This is a genomic window from Spongiibacter sp. (assembly GCF_984394615.1).
In genome coordinates, this window is record NZ_CFHTQA010000022.1 from 21622 (window position 1) to 41270 (window position 19649).

The window sequence follows — 19649 nt, forward strand, 5'->3', positions numbered from 1 at the left end:
ATCCGGCAGCGCTGAGCGCGACCATTTAAGCAAAATCCAGGGTGAGTAACAGTCGTGTTTCACCATCCGGCACGCAGGGAGAGCGGTGCACCAGTCCCGCGCCCTCATTGCCCGCCCATTGTTCGCCCTTCAGCAGCGCCACATCGCCCGCGGCTAACTGGCAGATAGCGGCTGGTGACGGATATAAGCCGCTGTCGGCATCGCTAAGCCCCTGGCTACCCGCGTCAAGCCTGCGGCGATCCACCACCTCGTGGGGTAGCCACTCGGTTGCGGGGCCGGTGTAGGTACAAATCAGGCGACAGGGTACGTGGTCAATGTGAAACTTTGGGCACATCTCTGATCGCAGGGCATTCATCCTGAGTCCACCGCTGCGCAGATCGAACAGGCAGCAGAACATCTCGGTGAGCAAGCGAAGATCCGCGGCCAGATGCGGATAGGCGGCGATGCCCGGCAGGGCGCGGTCGACATCGCTGGCCGCTCTCAGTACCACCCGGTGGTCACTCAGCCCCCCGGCGCGCAGCAGCGCGCGGGCGTCTTCCTGCAGGAGCGGTGGCGACTGCTGGCGCCGCCACACGGCCATATTCACGTCGTCCTGATAAATTTCGGTCAGGCGCTCCGGAGAGTGGCCCAGTACGTCGTGCCGGAAGCTTGCTGCTGCCGTCGTGGCAGGGCTTGTGTGCTGAGCGGCAATCATGCTCCGTCTCCCCAGCGTGGAAACGGATCGGGCAGCTGCTGCCAGTAAGCCCGTCCGCCCAGCAGTTCTTCCTCGCTGAGCAGGCAGTTGTCCAGTGCTTCCGTAATCGTTCGAGCGTCCAGATTCTGTCCGATAAATACCAGCTCCTGGCGCATATCGCCGAAAGGTTCCTGCCAGTTTTTATGGATCGAGGCGAGATAGTCCTCATCTTCAGGCCAGCGGTCTTTGGGGACGGCTTTCCAGAACAGTCCTGCGAAACCATAGCGCGCCATGCCGCCAGCCTGACTCCATTGCCCGGCGAACTCGGGGCGGCTGGCCAGCCAGAAGTAGCCCTTGGAACGTATCAGCTTTCCCTGAATGTCTTTGCTGTGCAGAAAGTCGTAAAACTTTTGCGGATGAAAGGGGCGGCGCGCGGTGTAACTGAAACTGCTGATGCCGTATTCCTCGGTTTCCGGTACGTGCTCACCGCGCATTTCTTTCAGCCAGCCCGGCGCCTGCTGAGCGCGTTCGAAGCTGAATTTGCCCGTGCCCAGAATGCGTCCAGCGGGAATGTCACCGTTGCTTACCGGCAGGATGTCCGCTTCTGTATTGAGCGTTTTGATCACCGCAATAAGGCGTTGCAGAGTGGCTTGGTCCACCAGATCCGTCTTGCTGATCAGAATAATATCGGCGAACTCCACCTGGTCCACCAACAAGTCAGCCACACTGCGCTCGTCAGCCTCACCCAGATGTTCATCCGTTTCCTGCAGGAATTTCGCCTCGTCGTAATCGCGCAGAAAATTCACGGCATCAACGACGGTCACCATGGTGTCCAGGCGGGCGACATCGGACAGGCTCACGCCTTGTTCATCGGCAAAGGTAAAGGTTTCTGCAACGGGCAGGGGCTCTGAAATGCCCGTGGACTCGATCAACAGGTAGTCAAAACGTCCTTCATCGGCCAGTCGGCGCACTTCCAACAGCAGGTCTTCGCGCAGGGTGCAGCAAATACAGCCGTTGCTCATTTCCACCAGTTTTTCTTCGCTGCGGTTGAGGGTAACGTCATTCTGCACGGCGCTGGCGTCGATATTGATCTCGCTCATATCGTTGACAATCACCGCGACCCGGCGGCCTTCCCGGTTATTCAGTACATGACTGAGAACGGTGGTTTTCCCTGCGCCGAGAAAACCGGAAAGTACCGTTACGGGCAGGCGTTCAGCGTTTGCCATAATGCTTTTCCTTCTCTTCCATTTGCACTTTAACTTCCGTGCAGTACTCGGCCGTGGGGCGCGCGCGAAGTCGCTCGAGGCCGATCTCTTCACCGCTCTCCAAGCAGTAGCCGTACTCGCCATCGCGGATGCGCCGAAGTGCCGCGTCGATTTTGCGCAGCAGGCGGGTTTCTCGCTCCACGGTGCGCAATGCCAGCCGCGTGTCTTCCTCGTGCTGTGCCCGATCGGCTTCGTCGCCGGGTTCAGTGCGTTCGCCCAGTGTGTTTTGTGCCTGTCGGATCGTTGCCAGGGTGTTTTCGCGCAGGGCATTGAGCTGGCGAGAAAACGCCGCGAGGTGGTCTGGGTTCATATAGCTCCCGCCGCGATCTCGGTGTTGTCTGGCAAAGGTTTCGGGCATCGGTCCGGTAGTCGCCTAAGATATGATACAACATATCATAATTCGCCAAAGATGGATTGTGCAATGGTTTTGTCGAAGGAATTCAGTGGCAGGAAAGGGAGGTCGGCAAAGGCGTGCAGTTACGACCATCCTCCAAATAAGAATCATTAGTATTTGATAATGACAACCATTGCTGATAGTGTGATCTAGCGTTGGTTGATCGTCCCTCGCAACCCCCGGTTTCCGCTATTCATAAAAGTGAATCAACTTGCCCATGGCATCGACCAGTCAGAATCGTTTTCGTCGAGGCGTGTTTTGTGCGCCCGTATTTTTCGGCATCTATTGCTTAGCAAGCTCGACCGGCGCTCTGGGCGACAGCGCGTCCTCCTCAGTGGACACGCGGCCAAGGTTGCTGGAAACCGTTGTCGTGACGGGGACGCGTACCCCGTACTCGCTGGCCGATGCGCCGGTAGAGGTTCAACTGATCGGCCCGGAGGATATCGAGGCTTCCGGCGCGAGGGATGTCGCGGAGTTGCTGGAGCGCGAAGGAGGCGTGTATGCCAGTCGCGAATCCGGGCGCGGGACCTCCATTCAGATTCAGGGTTTGTCTTCCGAACATGTGCTGGTGCTGGTTAACGGGCGGCGGATGATCGGTCGCATTAATGGTGCGATTGATCTCAGCCGTTTTCATATTGCCGATATCGAGCGCGTGGAGATTGTAAAGGGGCCGTCCTCGGCGCTGTATGGCGGCGATGCGCTGGGCGGGGTGGTGAACATCATCACCCGCCGAGGTGCGGATGGCGAGCCGGGCGGCGTCGTCACCCTGAGAGGTGATAGCGAAGGCAACGGCGATGCCTTTGCGCGCGCCGACCTCGTCGCCGATTCGGTCTCGGCCTCGGTCTCGGCGGGCTACAGCCGTCTGGCAGGGTTCGATCTGGATGACTCGACCTTCGCTGAAGATGGCGTGAGCGGAGAGTCCAGCTTCGGCAGCCTCAGTGGACGCTGGCAGGCCAGTGAGGGTTTTGATCTGGGCTTTGATGCGTCCTATTCGCTGGACGATACCGAGCGGCGTGATGGTGGCACCGGCGGTAAGCAATATGCCACCTACAAGCAAATTGAAGAAGTGAGGGTGGGGGTTCAGCCGCGTATTCACTTTGACGACAGCAGTCTGACACTGGATATGTATTACAACCGCTACGCTGACCAGTTCCTGCAGGACCAGTTGGGCAGTACAGAAAATACGATTGACGAAGAAACCGTAAATGAACTGCTGTTTGGCGGCGGGCAGTGGGATGTGTCTCCCGGCTGGCTGAATACCCTGCCGGGGCAGCACACGCTGTCACTGGGGGCCGAGTTTCAGTTGGAGCGTCTGGACGCTGACCGGCTGGGGCAATCCGCCGAGCGGGATCGACAGTCACTGTATGTACAGGACGATATTCTGCTCGGCAATGAGCGACTTCATCTGATTCCCGGTGTGCGCTTTGATCGCGACTCCCAGTTTGGTCAGCAGGTTTCGCCCAAGCTGTCACTGCGCTATGACATCAGTGACAGCCTGTTTACCCGGCTCGGTTACGGGCGGGGTTATCGGCCTCCCAGTTTCCGCGAGCTGTTGCTGCGCTTTGATAACCCGGCCGTGGGTTACCGGGTAGAGGGCGAGCTGGATCTCGAACCCGAGAAAAGCACCGGCTTTAACGCTGGCCTCACCTGGCTGGCAGGTGAACAACATAGCGTGTCGATTTCGGCCTTCCACAACGATGTGGACGATCTGATTGAAATTATTCAGGTCGAGAGCACGCCCACCATTCTGTTCAGTTACCGCAATGTGGCGCATGCCACGGTCTCCGGTGTCGATGTGCAATGGACCTGGCAGGGGCAGACATGGCCGCTGCGGCTGGAGCTGGGTTATGGCCACCTGTGGAGTGAGGACGAAGCTACCGGCGACGAGTTGTCGGGGCGTCCCGAACAGCGCGTCAATCTTGCCGTGTCGCTGGACAAACCACGCTACTCATTGGGATTGCGTGGCACTTGGACCGGTGAGCGCGTGTTTGCGGTTGAGCTGGACAGTGGCGGCGCACCCACCAGTGCCGGCGAAGCAGAGGCCTATGCGCTGGTCGATGCGCGAGCCAGTTGGAAAGGCTTTGCACCGCTGCTGTTATCGCTGGGGGTGGACAATATGACCGACGCTGGTGACCCCCAGTACCTGCCCATCCAACCCCGTAGTTATTACCTGGAAGTCAGTTGGAGTTTGTAATGAGAAGCCTGCATTGGAGCCATGTCGTGGCCTTGAGCCTGTTACTGGCATTGAGCGCCTGCTCGGAGGATATTTCTTCTAAAAGTGATGATACCGAGCTGGACGACGGCGGCGGCGACAGTACCCCACCGCCTGCCACTGAGCCCGGCCCCGGCGGCCAACAGCTCAGCTTCAGTATGACCGATAGCGCTACGTTCATCGCCAGTGTGGATGCCAGCGAGGACGCCTGGATATATGTCGATATTATCAATCAGCAGCAGGTGAATCCCGCCAATCCCGAAGTGAGCGATGCCTGGCATCTGGCGCACCGGGGCACGGAAATCAAGTTGAATGGCGGCGATTCTGGTGCACCCAGTACCGGTGTCAGCAATGCCATATACGGCCAGAAGGTGGAGAAGGGCGAGGCCTTTCCTTTCGAGACTGTCGTCGGCGCGCCGCCGGAAAATTCCGTGACGTATCGCACTGATGTGGTGGGTGACCACGATGGGCTGGCAATCACGCCAGACCAGTTGATCTATGCAATGACCACCTACCCTGAGGCCGACCAGAACTATGTCGCGCTGATTGGTGGCGACAAGGGCTGGTATCACGAATCGGCCTTTGCGGTGAACATTACGCCCCGCGAAAACGTCGGCTATGTGCTGCGCACTCACGAGTGCCGCTACTTCAAGTTTCGCATGCTCGATTACAGCAATGACGACGGCGACAAGGGCTATCCTCAATACGAGTTTCTGGAGATTCCCGGCAGCAGTTGTTCGGAAGATCCGCTGGGCGAACAGCGAGCGACCTTCTCCACTGAAAATAATGTGACGGCGGCGGAAGTGGATGCCTCCGGCGAAGAAGAGTGGGTGTATGTGGATCTGCAGAGTCTCAGTCAGGTCTTCCCCTCTGCGCCCGCCAGTGAGCCGGATAGCTGGGACGTCGCCTTCCAGCGCTCCGATATTAAGATCAACAGCGGTGCCTCGGGAACTGGCGCGGTCGGTATTCACGATATCTTGCAAGGGGACTGGGAGGCGATTACCACGGTCCCCGACGATGCGGACTACCACAGCGATGACAGCGATGCGCTGGCCTTTGTGACGTACCCGGAAGGGGATGGCTCATGTCAGGGCGTGGATACCGACTACGGCTGGTATCACTATTCTTACTTCTGCAACGAGGGGGATGGTATCCACCATATTTCCCCCCGCGATGTGGTGTATATCGTTAAGGATGGCGATCAATTCTGGAAGTTGCGCATGCTGGATTACTACAGCGACGCCGGTGACTCGGGACACCTCTCTCTTGAGTTCGCGCCGATTGCCGCTGACTGATCGCGCCCAATCAGGTCGGGCAGCGGACATGCGACCACGACTGCGGTTTACAGTCTTTGGTCAGACGGTGTCATCCGCCCGGTAGGGCACCGCCGCCTGTAACTGGTCGTTGATATCCAGTGGCCGACCGGCCTGCGGAAACGCCCGCTGCGTGCAATCGTTGCGAGGGCAGACGCGACAGCCGGGGCCGATCGGCGTGACCAGTGCTTTGCTGTTCAAGTCCAGGCCATCGGCGTAAACCAGCCGGTGGGCATGCTGTAATTCGCAGCCCAGCCCAATGGCAAAGCGTCGCACTCGGGCATGATAGCCGCCGCCGCCCTGAGTCACTTCCCGCGCAATGCAGAAAAACTGCTGACCATCGGGCATCTGTGCAATCTGCGTTAACACCCGGCGGTCGGTGCCGAAGGCTTCGTGGACATTCCACAGGGGGCAGGCGCCGCCGGTTCGGGCAAAGTGAAAGCTGGTTGCGCTTTGTCGCTTGGAAATATTGCCCGCCTGGTCCACCCGCACAAAATAGAAGGGAATGCCTTTTTGTCCGCTGCGCTGCAAGGTGCTCAAGCGGTGGCAGACCTGCTCGGTAGAAACGCGAAAGTGCTGACATAGCGCGTCGATATCGTAGCGCTGCTGTTCGGCCACCTGCATAAATGCGCCGTAGGGCATCAGCAGAGCGCCAGCAAAGTAATTAGCCAGGCCAATGCGCGCCAGACGTTGTGTCTGCTCACTGCTGAAGTCGGCGTCGGCACACAGTTGGCTGATCTGCTTGTCCTGATCGAGCAACGCGATCTGGCTGGCCATCTGGAAGCACTGCTGAAAACGCTGGAGCTGGCTGCTGAGAAAAAGCTGGCGAGTGTTTGAGTCGTAGTGCCGCAGCGCGCCGTTGTGGGGAGGCTGGTCGATATTGACGGTGACGTCGAAAGCGGTGCGCAAATAGTCCTGCAGTTGCTGATGGAGTGTCAGCCTGTCGAAGTCCTGCTGCCGGTAAAGCTGTTCGGCGGCCTGATCCAGCAGGTCGATGTAGTTATTGTGCCGGTAAAAATAATCCCGCACTTCCTCGTGGGGCAGCGGCGACAGGTGCGCTGTGTGCTGCTCACCGTAGAAGCGGCTGACCAACTGCTGGTATTCCTCCTGCAAGCGTGAGAAACGCTGATACAGCCGGGTAAAGCTGGTGGCGAGTTCCGGCTGCTGTTGGGTGAAGGCCTCTACCTCCTGCCACTGAATCTGGCTGTCGGCCAGAAACGGGTCTTTCAGCGCCAGATTGATATCGGCGGCCAGTTGCGCATCGCTGTTGTCTGCAAACTGCGCCACGTCGATATTGAAGACATTGCTGAGTTTGATCAGCACGGAGGCGCTGACCGGGCGCTGATTGTTTTCGATCTGGTTCAGGTAGCTGGGCGACAGGCCCAGCTTGCTCGCGCATTGCATTTGGTTGAGCTGGTGCTGCTCGCGCAGGCGTCGGATTCTCGGCCCGACAAACAGTTTCTTCATGGCGCTCTCGCTACAAGGACATCGGCTTGCAAATACTTCGCTTCTTTGCATGTAGATTTGCGAAATATTTCCTATTAAACCCTTTAACAACAATAGCTTATGTGATTTTGCAATGTTTGCAAATACTATGGTTGCGAACTTTGCTGCGGCACTTGTCTGCCCGAAGCGGGTTTTGAACCGGGGCGTGTATCGAATTCGACAGGCTGTCAGTGTTGCCCGGCGTTTGCCGGGCTTTTTTCTTTGATTTCGGAGGGGATCATGAACGGTCAACAGCAGCAGCGTTTGCAGGCGTTTTCTCAGCAGGCCATCACGGCTATTCCCTTGCTGCAGTCTATGGATGTTCGCTTCACGGCGTTTAGCGATTACAGCTTGCGCGTCGATATGCCGCTGGCGCCGAACATCAATGACAAAAACACCGGTTTTGGCGGCAGTATCGTCGCGCTGGCAACCACGGCAGGTTGGGCCATGCTGCAGCTGCTGATGCAGGGCTTGTCACGGGATTATCAGGTTCTGATTGTCGAGAGCCATATCCGTTATCTGGCGCCAGTAACCGCGAATTGCTATGCCTTGGCATCCGTTACCGAGTCGGCGATGTGTGCGTTCTACAAAATGCTCAATCAGCGCGGCTCCGGGCGAATGACCATTCAGACGGGGATTGAGCAGGACGGCAGACAACTCGCTGTTTTTACGGGGACTTACAAAGTGACGCAGCGCTTACCCGGATAAGAATTGTCTAGCGGCAATGTTGGCGGACCCGATCCCGCTCCCTCGTTCCTCCGCCATGCCTGTGAGGGGCGGGGGCATTTTTTTGGCTGCGAATCAGGAGGTTTTACCCAGCCGTGCCATCAGTGCATCGCTCGCTTCCGGTGCTATTGCGCGGGCGAGCAGGGCGGTTGGCGCATGAAATACCCGTTCATAGTACTGCGCCCGTTCTGCCTGACGCTCTCTCCTGAACTCATCAAAACTTGAAGCGGCATCGCGAAATGTCTGCCGCAGTGCTTCTTTGCTGATTCCCATATAAAACGCCAGTTCAGAAAAATCACAGCTGGCGAACCGCAGGCGTTGATCCAGAAGCAGACGGGCGCGACCGAGCGGTGCCTGTTCGCCTAACAACTCTGCTTGAAAGGCGCTGATCTGGTTTTCAAGGCTTTTCAGTGCGCCGGGGTCCGCGGTGCTCAGATCGGTATCGAGGTATTCCTCCGCAAAGTGAATGGCGTCACTGGGCTGGGAAAAGCGCAGTTCGCAGCGAAAGAATGCCCGGAAGGTATCAGTAAATTTTCCACCGGGGTCCGGAAAACTGAAACTGAGCTGGCTGGCTTGCCAGAAGCCGCCGGTAATCTGTCTCAGCAACAAAAACAATTGCGCGGTGCCCAACAGGTTGCGCTGATGATTGTATTCACTGGCAAAGGGCGATGGCTGCTTGCTGAGGGTGACCAGGCCATTGTCTGTGTGCTGCTGCCAGTAGCCGGTATCCTGATAGTACACCGCGTAGTGCTCGGCCTTGTTCAGTCCGCTGCGCAGATCGAGAGAGTAGGCCATCAGGCGGCCGGGCAAGCCCAGTCGTGGTGCACCCAGTTGTTGCGCGACGCGCAGCGCCAGGTCGTGGCAGTGGTAGAGTCGGGCCACTTCTTCGAGCAACTGATTAAACAGGTGGCTGGGAACCAGCTTTTCCGGTGAGGCGAGCAGCGAGGGCGCGAGATCAAGGCTTTTCAGGGCATCCTTGGCATCGATGCCGAGTTCGTTACAGGCTTTGAGGAAAGCATTCAGGACATCTTCTTCATCGGAAAGGAAGGGTCTCATGGCACTCACCTTGTGCTGGCTGTCGATAAGACATTTCTACGGAAACATCTGTTGGACATCTGGGAGCAATTTCTGTGCCCAAATTACGGTGCCATGAGAACTAAGGGTGCCATTAGCATTAACCGCTGTACGACAGTGTGCCTCTGTCAGCCTGCACGGAGTTGATGGGCGGCGCTGACCATGTTTTGCAAGGCCGCCAGGACTTCCTTCCAGCCGCGGGTTTTGAGGCCGCAGTCGGGGTTGATCCACAGCCTTTCCGCGGGCAGCTTTTCGGCGGCCTTGCGCATCAGACTGACAATCGCCTCGCTGCTGGGCACATTGGGGGAGTGAATGTCGTACACGCCCGGACCGATGTCATTGGGATAGTTAAAATCGTCAAAGGCATCGAGCAGCTCCAGTTCCGAGCGCGAGGTTTCGATGGTGATGACGTCGGCGTCCATTCGGGCGATGCTATCGATAATGTCATTGAACTCGGAATAGCACATATGGGTGTGAATCTGGGTGTCATCGCGCACGCCGTTGGCGGCAACCCGAAAGGACTCCACCGCCCAGTCCAGATACTCCTGCCGCTGGGCGCGACGCAGTGGCAGGCCCTCGCGCAGCGCCGCTTCGTCGATTTGAATGATGCGGATGCCGGCGGCTTCCAGATCCAGTACCTCTTGGCGGATGGCCAGTGCAAGCTGGTAGCAACTGTCGCGGCGCGGCTGGTCGTCGCGGACAAAGGACCAGTTAAGAATGGTTACCGGGCCGGTCAGCATGCCTTTCATCGGCTTGTCTGTCAGGCTCTGGGCAAAGCAGCTCCACTCCACCGTCATGGCGCTGGGGCGACTGATATCGCCGAACAGAATTGGCGGTTTGACACAGCGGGAGCCATAGGACTGAACCCAGCCATACTGGCTGAAGGCGTAGCCGTCCAGCTGTTGGCCAAAATACTCGACCATGTCATTGCGCTCGGCTTCTCCGTGAACCAGCACATCCAGCCCCAGGGCCTCCTGCTCAGCGATGCAGTAGGCAATTTCCTGCTGCATATACTGACGGTATTGCTGTTCACTGAGTTCACCGCGTTTGTAGCGCAGCCGGAACTGGCGAATATCGGCGGTCTGCGGGAAGGAGCCGATGGTAGTGGTGGGGAAGCGCGGCAGTTGCAACAGGCGTCGCTGCTGCTCGGCGCGATCTGCAAAGGGACTTTGGCGATTGCCCAGTCCACGGTGAATGCCGTTCACGGCAGCCTGTACCTCGGATTTGTGCACCCGGCTGGAGTGGCGTCGACGGGCGAGTGCTTCGGCGTTTGACTGCAGAGCGTGGCTGACACTGCTTCGCCCCCGGTTCAATGCAGCGCCGACGGTTTGCAGTTCAGCGAGCTTCTCTACGGCAAACGCCAGCCAGGATTTCAGCTCACCGTCGAGCTGAGTTTCCTCTTCCAGCGAGTAAGGCACATGCAGCAGCGAGCAGGAGGGGGCCAGCCACAGGCGGTCGCCGAGCTGTTGCGAGAGAGGTTCCAGCCAGTCGAGCAGGGGCAGCAGGTCGGTTTTCCAGATATTTCGCCCGTTGATCACGCCCAGTGAAAGAATGCGTTCGGGGGGCAGGGCGGTCGCCAGGGCGACGGCCTCTCTGCGGCCTTCTTCGGGCTGGCTGACGCAGTCGATGTGCAGGCCGTCGACGGGCAGCTCTGCTGCCAGCGTGAAATTCTCCAGCAGCGGCCCGAAATAGCTGCACAGCAATTTTTTGGGGCCGTGCTTTTCAAGTGTCCGATAGCTGTCGATGAATGCCTGTTGCCAGTCCTCATCCAGATCGCAGGCCAGAGCGGGTTCATCTATTTGCAGCCACTCCAGCGACGTGGCGGCAAGGCGGTCGAGCAGTTGCTGGTAAACCGGCAGCAGGCGAGGAAGCAGGTCCAGTGCATCGCTTCCGTCCTTGGTTTTGCTCAGGTACAAATAGGTGATGGGGCCGATAATCACCGCTTTGGGTCTGGCGCCCTGCACCTTGGCTTCCCCCAATTCGCCGAGCAGCCGGGCGGGGTACAGCGCGAACTGGCTGTTGGCGTCCAGCTCCGGCACGAGATAGTGGTAGTTGGTATCGAACCACTTTGTCATCTCTGCCGCGTGCTTGCACTGACAGTCGCTGTCGTGGGGCGCACGGCCCCGTGCTGCGCGGAAGTAGCTGTCCAGATCCTTGCCGCCCAGTGCACGCGCGGGGAGATTGCCGAGGGTGACGCTTATATCCAGCATCTGGTCGTATAGCGAGAAGTCGCCGACCGGCTGCCAGTCCAGCCCGGACTGCAACTGCCAGTGTCGCTCACGCAGTTTGGCGGCGGTGGCGAGCAGGTCGTCGCTGCCGGTCTGTCCCTGCCAGTAAGATTCCAGTGCAAATTTTAATTCCCGCGAAGCGCCAATTCGGGGGAAGCCCAGGTTGTGAAGAATGGCCATGGCCGCACTCCTGCTTGTTTCAGTAAAGGTTTTGGATGCGGGCTATGGTAGTGAGAGGCTTGTATGAATAATAATGGTGTTTTTGCATCTATCTATGAGGTTTGTTCATGATTGAGCGCAGTCATCTGGCCATTATTCGTGAGGTGGATCGGCAGGGCAGCCTCACGGCGGCGGCCGATACGCTCTGTTTGACCCAGTCGGCACTCAGTCATGCGATGCGCAAGCTGGAACAGCTCCTCGATACGCCGCTGTGGCGCAGGGAGGGGCGGCGTTTGCAATTGACCCCCGCCGGTCAGCAGATGCTGACGCTGGCCAATCGCTTGCTGCCACAGTTTGAACATGCCGAGGCGCAGATCGCGCAAATGGCGAAAGGGCTGCGCGGCGAGCTGCGCATTGGTATGGAGTGCCACCCCTGTTATCAATGGCTGCTAACGGTGGTGTCGCCGTTTCTGGCGGCCTGGCCCGATGTGGATGTTGATGTCAAACAGGCCTTTCAGTTCGGTGGCATAGCAGCCCTGTTCAACCACGATATCGATCTGCTGGTGACCCCCGATCCGCTTTATAAGCCGGGATTGCGGTTTACGCCGGTATTTGATTATGAGCAGGTGCTGGTGTTGCCTGCCGAGCATCGTCTGGCCGACTCACCCTGGCTTTCGGCGAAGCAGGTCGACTCTGAGGTGCTGTTCAGCTATCCGGTCGATATCGAGCGCCTGGACGTGTTCAGTGAGTTTTTCCTGCCCGCCGCCTGTAGCCCGCGCAAGCATAAGACCGTTGAAACCACCGATATCATGCTGCAGATGGTCGCTGCCGGGCGAGGCATTGCTGCGCTGCCCGACTGGCTGGTGGCAGAGTACGCCCGGCGCTTACCCATTCGCGCTGTACGGATGGGCAAACACGGTGTGAAAAAGCAGATTTTTCTTGGGATGCGCGAAGTCGATGCCGAGCAGTCTTACCTCGCGGCATTTGTCGAGATGGCCGCAGAGAGAGAGCGCATAGTCAGCATACAGAGGCATCGCGTAAACTGACTCCCAGCCATAGAGAGTGAGTGACTGTTCTCGGGAAGTGATTGTGGAAAACGATGAATACTGGATGCAGCGCGCCATTGCGCTGGCCGAGCAGGCAGATACCTTCAACGAGGTGCCGGTGGGGGCGGTTATCGTGCGCGATGGCGCACTGTTGGGCGAGGGCTTTAATCAGCCGATTTCGTCCTGCGACCCCAGCGCGCACGCTGAAATACTGGCCTTGCGTCAGGCTGCGCTGGCCGCCGACAATTACCGGCTACCCGGTGCAACGCTGTACGTAACGATCGAGCCCTGCGCCATGTGCGCCGGGGCGATTATCCACAGCCGGATTGAGCGCGTGGTCTTTGCCGCGACTGAACCCAAGGCGGGCGCAGTATGCAGCCACTTACAATTATTTGATCAGGCGCAGATGAATCATCGGGTGCAGTGGCAGGGTGGGATACTGGCCGACGAGGCCACTACCGTCATGCAGGCCTTTTTCAATCGTCGTCGCGCCGAGAAGAAGCAGCTCAGGGCCGCGAAAAAAGACGCTGAGTCGGGCTGAGTCAGTCCTCGCGAATACTGCTGCACAGCGCATCCATATATAGCTGCGCGATAATTTCCCCTAGCTTTGTGTGTTTCCCGCACCAGCGCTCCGCACGGCCGTGGCCGCCGATAATGACCGAGGCATCGGTGCCCGTGCCCGTCGCCGGTTTTCCCGACAGTGGGCTGCGGATGCCCATCTCCTGAAGTGCGGCGGCCTTGGCTTCTGCCAGCAGTGCCAGCAGCTCGGCCTGACTGGCCGTGCTCCATTGCAGGTCGCTGATCAATACGCTGTTAATGGTGCCGCGCGGGGTCGGGCTATCGCCCAGCCAGTCGGCCGGGTCACCGGCGCGGCGGGCGTTTCCCAATCCACAGGTGAGAAATATCGCAATGGCGTGATCGGCGTATTCTGTCTGGCGGTAGCGGAAAGAAGCCATCAAGGCGCTGGTCATCAGGCCGATGGTAGGCCCCGGCAGGTCGAGACGATTCGCGGCCTGATGCAGGCTTTGTTCCGGCGTGAGCAGAGGGGAGACGGGATCGCCACTGACGCGCAGATTCAGTACCGAGCGTGCCTTGCAGAGGCCACCGTTGAAGACGGCTGAACTCAGGCAGGGGCGAGGCTGTGACCATTGCAGACTGAAACAGTCGCTGCTGTGTTGCCAATGCCAGTCTGTCACACCTTGCCTCCGGGTTGCAGTCGACTATTGTACGCGATGTGGGAGTGAATGCGCTGAGACAATTTATGGGGGGTGATGAAATATGGCCATCAACGCACGGCCATAAAAAAGGGCCGCCGAGGCGACCCTTTACAGACGGCGGTGGCTTGGCTTATTTCACCAGGTCACGGCCGATGATCAGTTTCATGATCTCGTTGGTCCCTGCGTAAATACGCTGTACGCGAGCATCGGCAAAGGCGCGCGCGACAGGATATTCCCACATGAAGCCATATCCACCGTGTAATTGCAGGCACTCGTCAATGACTTTGCACTGCAGGTCGGTCGACATCAGTTTGCACTTGGCCGCCGCCACGGAATCAAACTTCTCTTCGACATGCAGCTGCAGGCAGCGATCCATATAGGCTTCGGCAACGGTCAGGTCGGTATCCATTTCCGCCAGTTTGAACTGGGTGTTCTGGAAGGTGGCAACGGACTTGCCGAAGGCCTTGCGCTCTTTCACATACTCAATGGTCTGGTCGAGAATCGAGCGGGCATTGGCAATGGCGTTGATCGCCACGCTCAGACGCTCCTGGGGCAGGTCCTGCATCAGGTACACAAAGCCCATGCCTTCTTCGCCCAGCAGTTGTTCTTTGGAAATGCGCACGTCCTGGAAGAACAGCTCAGAGGTGTCCTGCGCCTTCATGCCGACTTTTTCCAGGTTGCGGCCCTTGGTAAAGCCGGGGGTGCCGGTTTCTACCAGAAACAGGCTGGTGCCCTTGGCGCCCGCCGCGGGGTCGGTTTTGGCGACCACAATCACCAGATCCGACAGCTGACCGTTGGTGATGAAGGTTTTCGAACCATTCAGAATGTAGTCGTCGCCATCTTTCACGGCGGTGGTTTTGATGCCCTGCAAGTCGGAGCCCGCGCCGGGTTCAGTCATGGCGATAGCGGTGATGATTTCACCGGTCACACACTTGGGCAGGTACTTCTCTTTCTGGGCCTCATTGCCGTAGCGCACGATGTAGGGAACCGCGATATCAGAGTGCAGACCCCAGCCGATACCGGTCAGGCCGCTGCGGCCGATCTCTTCATCGACGATAGCGTTGTAGCGGAAGTCGGCGCCGACGCCGCCGTACTCTTCACCGACGGTCGGCGAGAGAAAGCCCTGTTCGCCGGCTTTGATCCAGAGCTGGCGGTCGACATGGCCGTCTTTCTCCCACTGCGCGTGGTAGGGGGCTGCTTCGGTTTCCAGAAACTTGCGCACTGACGTGCGAAACATCTCGTGTTCTTCTTCGTAGACAAAGCGTGGCATGCCGCTCATTGCTGCTTCTCCTCTGTGTTAGAGTGCTGTGTTATTTTTACCTATGTTAACAGGGAAAACTTTTAAATCCAGCGCACAGCTATCTCCTGTGAATTAGCGGTTTAATCGTGCCCCGGCCCCTTGTATAAGTCTGCTGTTGAGGAACAGATCATGAGTCTATGGAAGCAAGCGCGCAGCGTAGAAGACATGAATGAGCGTATGCGTAACACCCTGGCCGAAGCCCTCGATATTCGGGTCGAAGCTATCGATGAGGCGTCGGTCACAGCCAGTATGCCTGTCGACGCCCGCACGCATCAGCCGATGGGGATTCTGCATGGTGGTGCCTCGGTGGCCCTGGCTGAAACGGTCGGCAGCATGGCTGCGGCGATGGCGGCAGAGGTGGGAACGGTCTGCGTGGGTTTGGATATCAACGCCAATCATCTGCGAAAGGTGACGAGTGGCCGGGTGACCGGCGTCGCCAAGCCGATCCATATAGGTCGAACCACGCAGGTGTGGGAGATCCGCATTCGCGATGAGGCTGACCGTGATGTCTGTATTTCGCGTTTGACGATGGCGGTCATCGCCGGTTCGCTATAATCGCCGGCTTTTATTGAGCAATATCATGACTCCTGAGCGTTACCTGCGGCTGCGTGCGGTATTGGACCGCCGTCAGCCAGACCTGACCCTGATTACCGACAATGTTCATAAGGGACGCAATCTGTCTGCGATTGTGCGTACTGCCGATGCCGCGGGTATCGCCGAAATGCACGCGGTCATTGATGACAAGGATTACAAGGCATTTCGCGGGACTGCGATGGGCAGCCACAGTTGGGTAGAGGTCAAACGGCATCGCGATATTGGCGGGCTGATTACCGGCTTGCAGGCGCAAGGTGTGCAAGTGCTGGCCGCGCACCTGGACGAGTCATCGGTAGACTACCGCGAACCGGACTATACACGTCCGACCGCGGTGCTGCTCGGCGCGGAAAAGCGCGGCGTCAGCGCCGAAGCCTGTGCCCTGGCTGACGCGCATATCACTATCCCCATGATGGGGATGGTGCAGTCCTACAATGTGTCGGTTGCGGCGGGCATTATTCTTTCCGAAGCCCAGTACCAGCGCCAGCGTGCGGGGATGTACGCCCAGCCGCGGCTGGATGCAGAAACCTACCAGCGCCTGTTGTTTGAATGGGCACACCCTGAGGTTCGAGACTTCTGCCGCCAGCGGAATCTGGACTATCCGCCCCTGCGTGACGACGGAGAAATTGATGATCCCGCCGCCTGGTATCGGCGAATTCGCGAGGGCTGATGACGCGTTCACCCCTCTGGGTGATGCCACCTGCTTGCGGCTGGGCCATAGTGTTAAACAATAAAAAGGAGAGCACTATGCCTGAATCAACATCCCCCAATCCTGCTGCCGATGAGGCGCTGTCTGCTGTGATGAGCGGCGAGCTGTGGTCTGAATTCTGTGATCAGCTCAAAGCCACCGGTCAGCAGATTTTGCGAGAAGAAGCCCCCGGTGACCCGCTACATCGCGCAGAAGGTTGGCGTTATCTCACCCGACTGACACGCATCGCCCTGGACATGTTTGTGGAATGCGCTGACGGCGATTTCCCGAGCTTTTATCGTCCTTCTCACGAGACCGCCAAGATCGGGGCTGATAACCCGGACAATTATTACCAAAGAGCCGAGATCAACGGTGCCTACGATTACCGAATCACCGGTACGCGCGGCTCGGTCGCCTACCTCGGCTTTATCGCCATTGCCGGGGGTTATGAAGAAGAGGATGGCAATATGCGCTCGGTGGGTGCTCTGGATACCCACAGCGGCCTGGAAGTCGATGCCAACGGCAATATCGAAATTATCCTGTCTCGACAGCCTCACGAGGGGAACTGGCTGCCGATCACCGAAAATACGGTGGCGGTGCTGGTGCGCCAGACCTATCTCGATCGCAAAACAGAGCGTGCGGCGGAATTGAAAATTGAGCGCCTGCACCGCAACGGCGCCAAGCCCGCGCCGCTGGACCCGGTTACCTTCGCTCGTCAGCTGCGCAGCACTGCGGCCTTTGTAAAAGGCACCGCCACCTTGTTTGCAGATTGGGCCGAGGGTTTTAAACAACACCCCAACACCCTGCCTGCGGCAGACCAGGAGTACTGCCAGAAGCTGGGCGGCGACCCGAACATTTATTACTACCATGGCTATTTCAATCTGGCCGATGACGAGGCCCTGGTAATCGAAGCGGATGAGATTCCCGATTGCGACAACTGGAATTTCCAGCTCAATAACTACTGGATGGAGTCGCTGGAATACCGCTACGTCGATATTCATGTGAACAAGCACACCGCTAAATACCGCCCCGATGGTGGTGTACGCATCGTCGTGTCGGCGCGTGATCCCGGCTGTGATAACTGGCTGGATACCACTGGACACCGCGAGGGCACCATGGCCTTCCGCTGGATTGGCGCCGACCGCATCGTCGACCCGCGTTGTCGCGTGGTCAAGCTTAGCGAACTTTCATAACAACAACTCAGTAGTAAGGATTTTGAACATGACAGAACAGGCCATTCCCGAGGTCGAGCTGAGTGTAGACGCGCTGCTGGCCGCCGCCAGTGAGGCCACCGGGCTGAGTGATTTTGGCGACGACAGCTTTCGCGAGCCCATGGCCGTGCTGGTCAAGGCGCTGAACGAAGAAGCGAACCTGAATGCGGCAGGTCGCTTCGGGCAATACGAACGTATTCTCAATATTTTGATCAACCGTCTGCGGGTAGAGGCGTGGATAGCCAAACACCCGGAAATTCTCGACGAGAAGGTGTTGGCGCCGGTGGTCATTATTGGCCTGCAGCGCACCGGCTCTACTTATACCCATCGCATTCTCGCCAGCGACCAGCGCTTTTTCGCGCCGCTGTGGTACGAGGTGCGTAATCCGGCACCCGCGTTGGATTGGGACTTCAAGAGCAAGGATGCGCGCATTACCTCCGCGGAGGCCGAAGTGGCGGCGATGCTGGAAGCGAACCCGGAGTTGGCCGCGATTCACCCGATGGACCCGGTGGCGGCAGATGAAGACATCATGCTGCTGGAGCACAGCTTCTACAGCACCATTCCCGATGCCTTTTGTAATGTGCCCAGCTATGGCCAGTGGAACGACAGCCACGACAATACGCCGGGCTACGAGTATCTGAAGCGCTTGCTGCAATGTTTGCAGTGGCAGAAAAAACGCAGTGGTCAGCAGGCGCAACGCTGGCTGCTGAAAACCCCGCACCATCTTCACCATGTGGCGACGCTGTTAAAGGTGTTTCCCGACGCGAAAATCGTACAGACCCATCGCGATCCGCTGCAAACTATTCCATCCGCGGCCAGTATGAACTACAACCTGTGGATTATGTGCAGCGATGAGGTCGACCCGAAAGTCGTCGGCGCTCAATGGGCTGAAAAATACGCGCGGGGAACACGCCACACCATGGCGACCCGGCGGGAGCATCCCGAGGCATTTCTGGATGTGTGGTACAAGGACACCATCGGCGATCCGCTGAAAACTGTCGAAAGGGTGTATGACTTTATCGGTATGCCGCTGACCGATGCCGCCCGCGATGCCATGGAGCGGTATCGCGAAGATAACAAGCGCGATGCACGGCCCTCCCACGACTACACGCTGGAGCAATTTGGCTTCAGCGAAGACCAGCTCAAGGCGATGTTTGCGGAGTATCGCGAGGCGTATCTGTAAGGGCCTGGCGGCGGCAGAGGTCGATCCAGTCCCTGACCGCCGCCTTGTCGTGACGCTTGCGGGGCAGGGCGAAATAGAACCGCCGTCGCATATCCCGTCGACTCAGTTTCAGCGGCACCAAGGTGCCGTTCTGAAAGTCCTTCTGTAATACCACCTGTGACAGACAACCGATGCCCAGCCCCGATTCCACGGCGCTTTTGATCGCTTCGTTGTGGCGGAATTCGCGGTAGATATTAATTTCCGGCAGCAGGCCCGCCAACGCTCGGTCGAAGGTGTGACGAGCACCGGAGTCGGGCTCGCGCAGCACCCAGCGTGCGCTCTTGATATCGCGATCGCTGAGGGATTGCTTCTCGGCCAGCGGGTGGCTCGCACTGCAGAACACAATCAGCTCGTCCTCCATCCAGGGAATCAGCTCCAGGTCGCGGTGCTGGACTTCACGCTCGATCATGCCGACATCCACCTCGTAGTTAAGCACCTTGCTGACCACCTCCGGGGTGTTGGCGGTAGTCAACTGCACATCGGCTTCCGGGTAAAGACTCAAGTAATCGGCCAGATAACGCACCACGAGGTGGTTGCCGATGGTAAAGCTGGCGCCTACCTTGAGATGGCCCAGTTCGCCGTGGCTGCGCAAGCGCTGGTCAAACTCCTGGCAGTGCGCATAGAGCACCTCGGCGTCGCGACGCAGGCTGCGGCCCACTGCATTGAGGGACAGCTTGTTGCCCTGACGCTCGAACAGCGACACGCCGTAATTGTTCTCAAGAGCCTGAAGGGCTGCACTGGCGGCCGACTGGGACAGCTTGAGATCGGCGGCGGCACGGGACACGTTTTCGTGGCGTGCCACGGCTAAAAAAATGCTCAACTGGCGAAGGGTGTAGTTCATGATG

Annotated in this window: 18 protein-coding genes; 9 read left to right on the top strand and 9 right to left on the bottom strand. The window is 58.4% G+C overall.

Translation table 11 applies throughout. From position 1 onward, the window contains the following. Positions 1-25: 25 nt before the first annotated feature. From AC5DB9_RS09820 to AC5DB9_RS09830, 3 genes are read right to left on the bottom strand one after another with little or no spacing between them, the layout of a single operon-like run. A complete protein-coding gene (locus tag AC5DB9_RS09820; RefSeq protein WP_272992637.1) occupies positions 26-694 on the bottom strand; it encodes a DUF1826 domain-containing protein in 669 nt (222 codons plus the stop codon). After that, positions 691-1899, bottom strand: a complete 1209-nt coding sequence (zigA, locus tag AC5DB9_RS09825; RefSeq protein ID WP_272992640.1) for a zinc metallochaperone GTPase ZigA — start codon at positions 1897-1899, stop codon at positions 691-693. The genes AC5DB9_RS09820 and zigA overlap by 4 nt, the downstream gene beginning before the upstream one ends. Beyond that, positions 1886-2296 (bottom strand): TraR/DksA family transcriptional regulator, encoded by a 411-nt coding sequence (locus AC5DB9_RS09830; protein ID WP_272992642.1) that lies wholly within the window; start codon positions 2294-2296, stop codon positions 1886-1888. The genes zigA and AC5DB9_RS09830 overlap by 14 nt, the downstream gene beginning before the upstream one ends. A 406-nt stretch (positions 2297-2702) precedes the next feature. On the opposite strand from AC5DB9_RS09830, the gene AC5DB9_RS09835 reads away from it, so the two are divergent. Together AC5DB9_RS09835 and AC5DB9_RS09840 are read left to right on the top strand one after the other, a co-directional pair. Next, complete coding sequence (locus tag AC5DB9_RS09835; protein WP_272992644.1) at positions 2703-4526, top strand: TonB-dependent receptor plug domain-containing protein; 1824 nt, start codon at positions 2703-2705, stop codon at positions 4524-4526. After that, entirely contained in the window at positions 4526-5839 is a 1314-nt protein-coding gene (locus AC5DB9_RS09840; RefSeq protein ID WP_272992647.1) for an HmuY family protein, read from the top strand. Before AC5DB9_RS09835 ends, AC5DB9_RS09840 begins: the two co-directional genes overlap by 1 nt. Before the next feature lie 60 nt (positions 5840-5899). Here the strand turns inward: AC5DB9_RS09840 and AC5DB9_RS09845 are convergent, their stop codons facing one another. Continuing rightward, complete coding sequence (locus tag AC5DB9_RS09845; RefSeq protein ID WP_272992649.1) at positions 5900-7324, bottom strand: helix-turn-helix domain-containing protein; 1425 nt, start codon at positions 7322-7324, stop codon at positions 5900-5902. Positions 7325-7582: 258 nt separating this feature from the next. On the opposite strand from AC5DB9_RS09845, the gene AC5DB9_RS09850 reads away from it, so the two are divergent. Then, positions 7583-8050, top strand: a complete 468-nt coding sequence (locus AC5DB9_RS09850; RefSeq protein ID WP_022960425.1) for a YiiD C-terminal domain-containing protein — start codon at positions 7583-7585, stop codon at positions 8048-8050. A 93-nt stretch (positions 8051-8143) separates the two neighbouring features. On the opposite strand, the gene AC5DB9_RS09855 is transcribed toward AC5DB9_RS09850, so the two are convergent. Beyond that, the gene (locus tag AC5DB9_RS09855) at positions 8144-9124 is read right to left on the bottom strand and encodes an AraC family transcriptional regulator ligand-binding domain-containing protein (protein ID WP_272992653.1); all 981 of its coding nucleotides are present in this window, start codon (positions 9122-9124) and stop codon (positions 8144-8146) included. A 146-nt stretch (positions 9125-9270) separates the two neighbouring features. Further along, complete coding sequence (gene metE / locus AC5DB9_RS09860) at positions 9271-11550, bottom strand: 5-methyltetrahydropteroyltriglutamate--homocysteine S-methyltransferase (RefSeq protein WP_272992655.1); 2280 nt, start codon at positions 11548-11550, stop codon at positions 9271-9273. A gap of 107 nt (positions 11551-11657) precedes the next feature. Between metE and AC5DB9_RS09865 the strand changes: the two genes are divergently transcribed. Beyond that, entirely contained in the window at positions 11658-12575 is a 918-nt protein-coding gene (locus tag AC5DB9_RS09865) for a LysR family transcriptional regulator (protein WP_272992657.1), read from the top strand. A gap of 16 nt (positions 12576-12591) precedes the next feature. Next, positions 12592-13116, top strand: coding sequence for a tRNA adenosine(34) deaminase TadA (gene tadA, locus AC5DB9_RS09870; RefSeq protein ID WP_272992659.1), 525 nt, complete (start codon positions 12592-12594; stop codon positions 13114-13116). A gap of 1 nt (position 13117) precedes the next feature. Here tadA and AC5DB9_RS09875 read toward each other — a convergent pair whose 3' ends face one another. After that, entirely contained in the window at positions 13118-13771 is a 654-nt protein-coding gene (locus AC5DB9_RS09875; RefSeq protein ID WP_272992662.1) for an adenosylcobinamide amidohydrolase, read from the bottom strand. Positions 13772-13922: 151 nt separating this feature from the next. Further along, positions 13923-15071 (bottom strand): acyl-CoA dehydrogenase family protein, encoded by a 1149-nt coding sequence (locus AC5DB9_RS09880; RefSeq protein ID WP_272992664.1) that lies wholly within the window; start codon positions 15069-15071, stop codon positions 13923-13925. 150 nt (positions 15072-15221) lie between these two features. Between AC5DB9_RS09880 and AC5DB9_RS09885 the strand changes: the two genes are divergently transcribed. The 4 genes from AC5DB9_RS09885 (at position 15222) to AC5DB9_RS09900 (ending at position 18765) form a co-directional block, all read left to right on the top strand. Further along, positions 15222-15647 (top strand): hotdog fold thioesterase, encoded by a 426-nt coding sequence (locus AC5DB9_RS09885; protein ID WP_272992666.1) that lies wholly within the window; start codon positions 15222-15224, stop codon positions 15645-15647. A gap of 25 nt (positions 15648-15672) precedes the next feature. Next, positions 15673-16353 (top strand): tRNA (guanosine(18)-2'-O)-methyltransferase TrmH, encoded by a 681-nt coding sequence (gene trmH, locus AC5DB9_RS09890; protein ID WP_022960433.1) that lies wholly within the window; start codon positions 15673-15675, stop codon positions 16351-16353. Between the two features lie 77 nt (positions 16354-16430). After that, on the top strand, positions 16431-17564 hold the full coding sequence (locus tag AC5DB9_RS09895) for a DUF1214 domain-containing protein (RefSeq protein WP_272992668.1): 1134 nt from the start codon (positions 16431-16433) through the stop codon (positions 17562-17564). Positions 17565-17592: 28 nt separating this feature from the next. Further along, entirely contained in the window at positions 17593-18765 is a 1173-nt protein-coding gene (locus tag AC5DB9_RS09900; protein ID WP_272992670.1) for a sulfotransferase family protein, read from the top strand. Here AC5DB9_RS09900 and AC5DB9_RS09905 read toward each other — a convergent pair. Beyond that, the gene (locus tag AC5DB9_RS09905) at positions 18725-19645 is read right to left on the bottom strand and encodes a LysR family transcriptional regulator (protein WP_022960436.1); all 921 of its coding nucleotides are present in this window, start codon (positions 19643-19645) and stop codon (positions 18725-18727) included. The two genes, AC5DB9_RS09900 and AC5DB9_RS09905, sit on opposite strands and share 41 nt — an antisense overlap. Between the last annotated feature and the right edge of the window lie 4 nt (positions 19646-19649).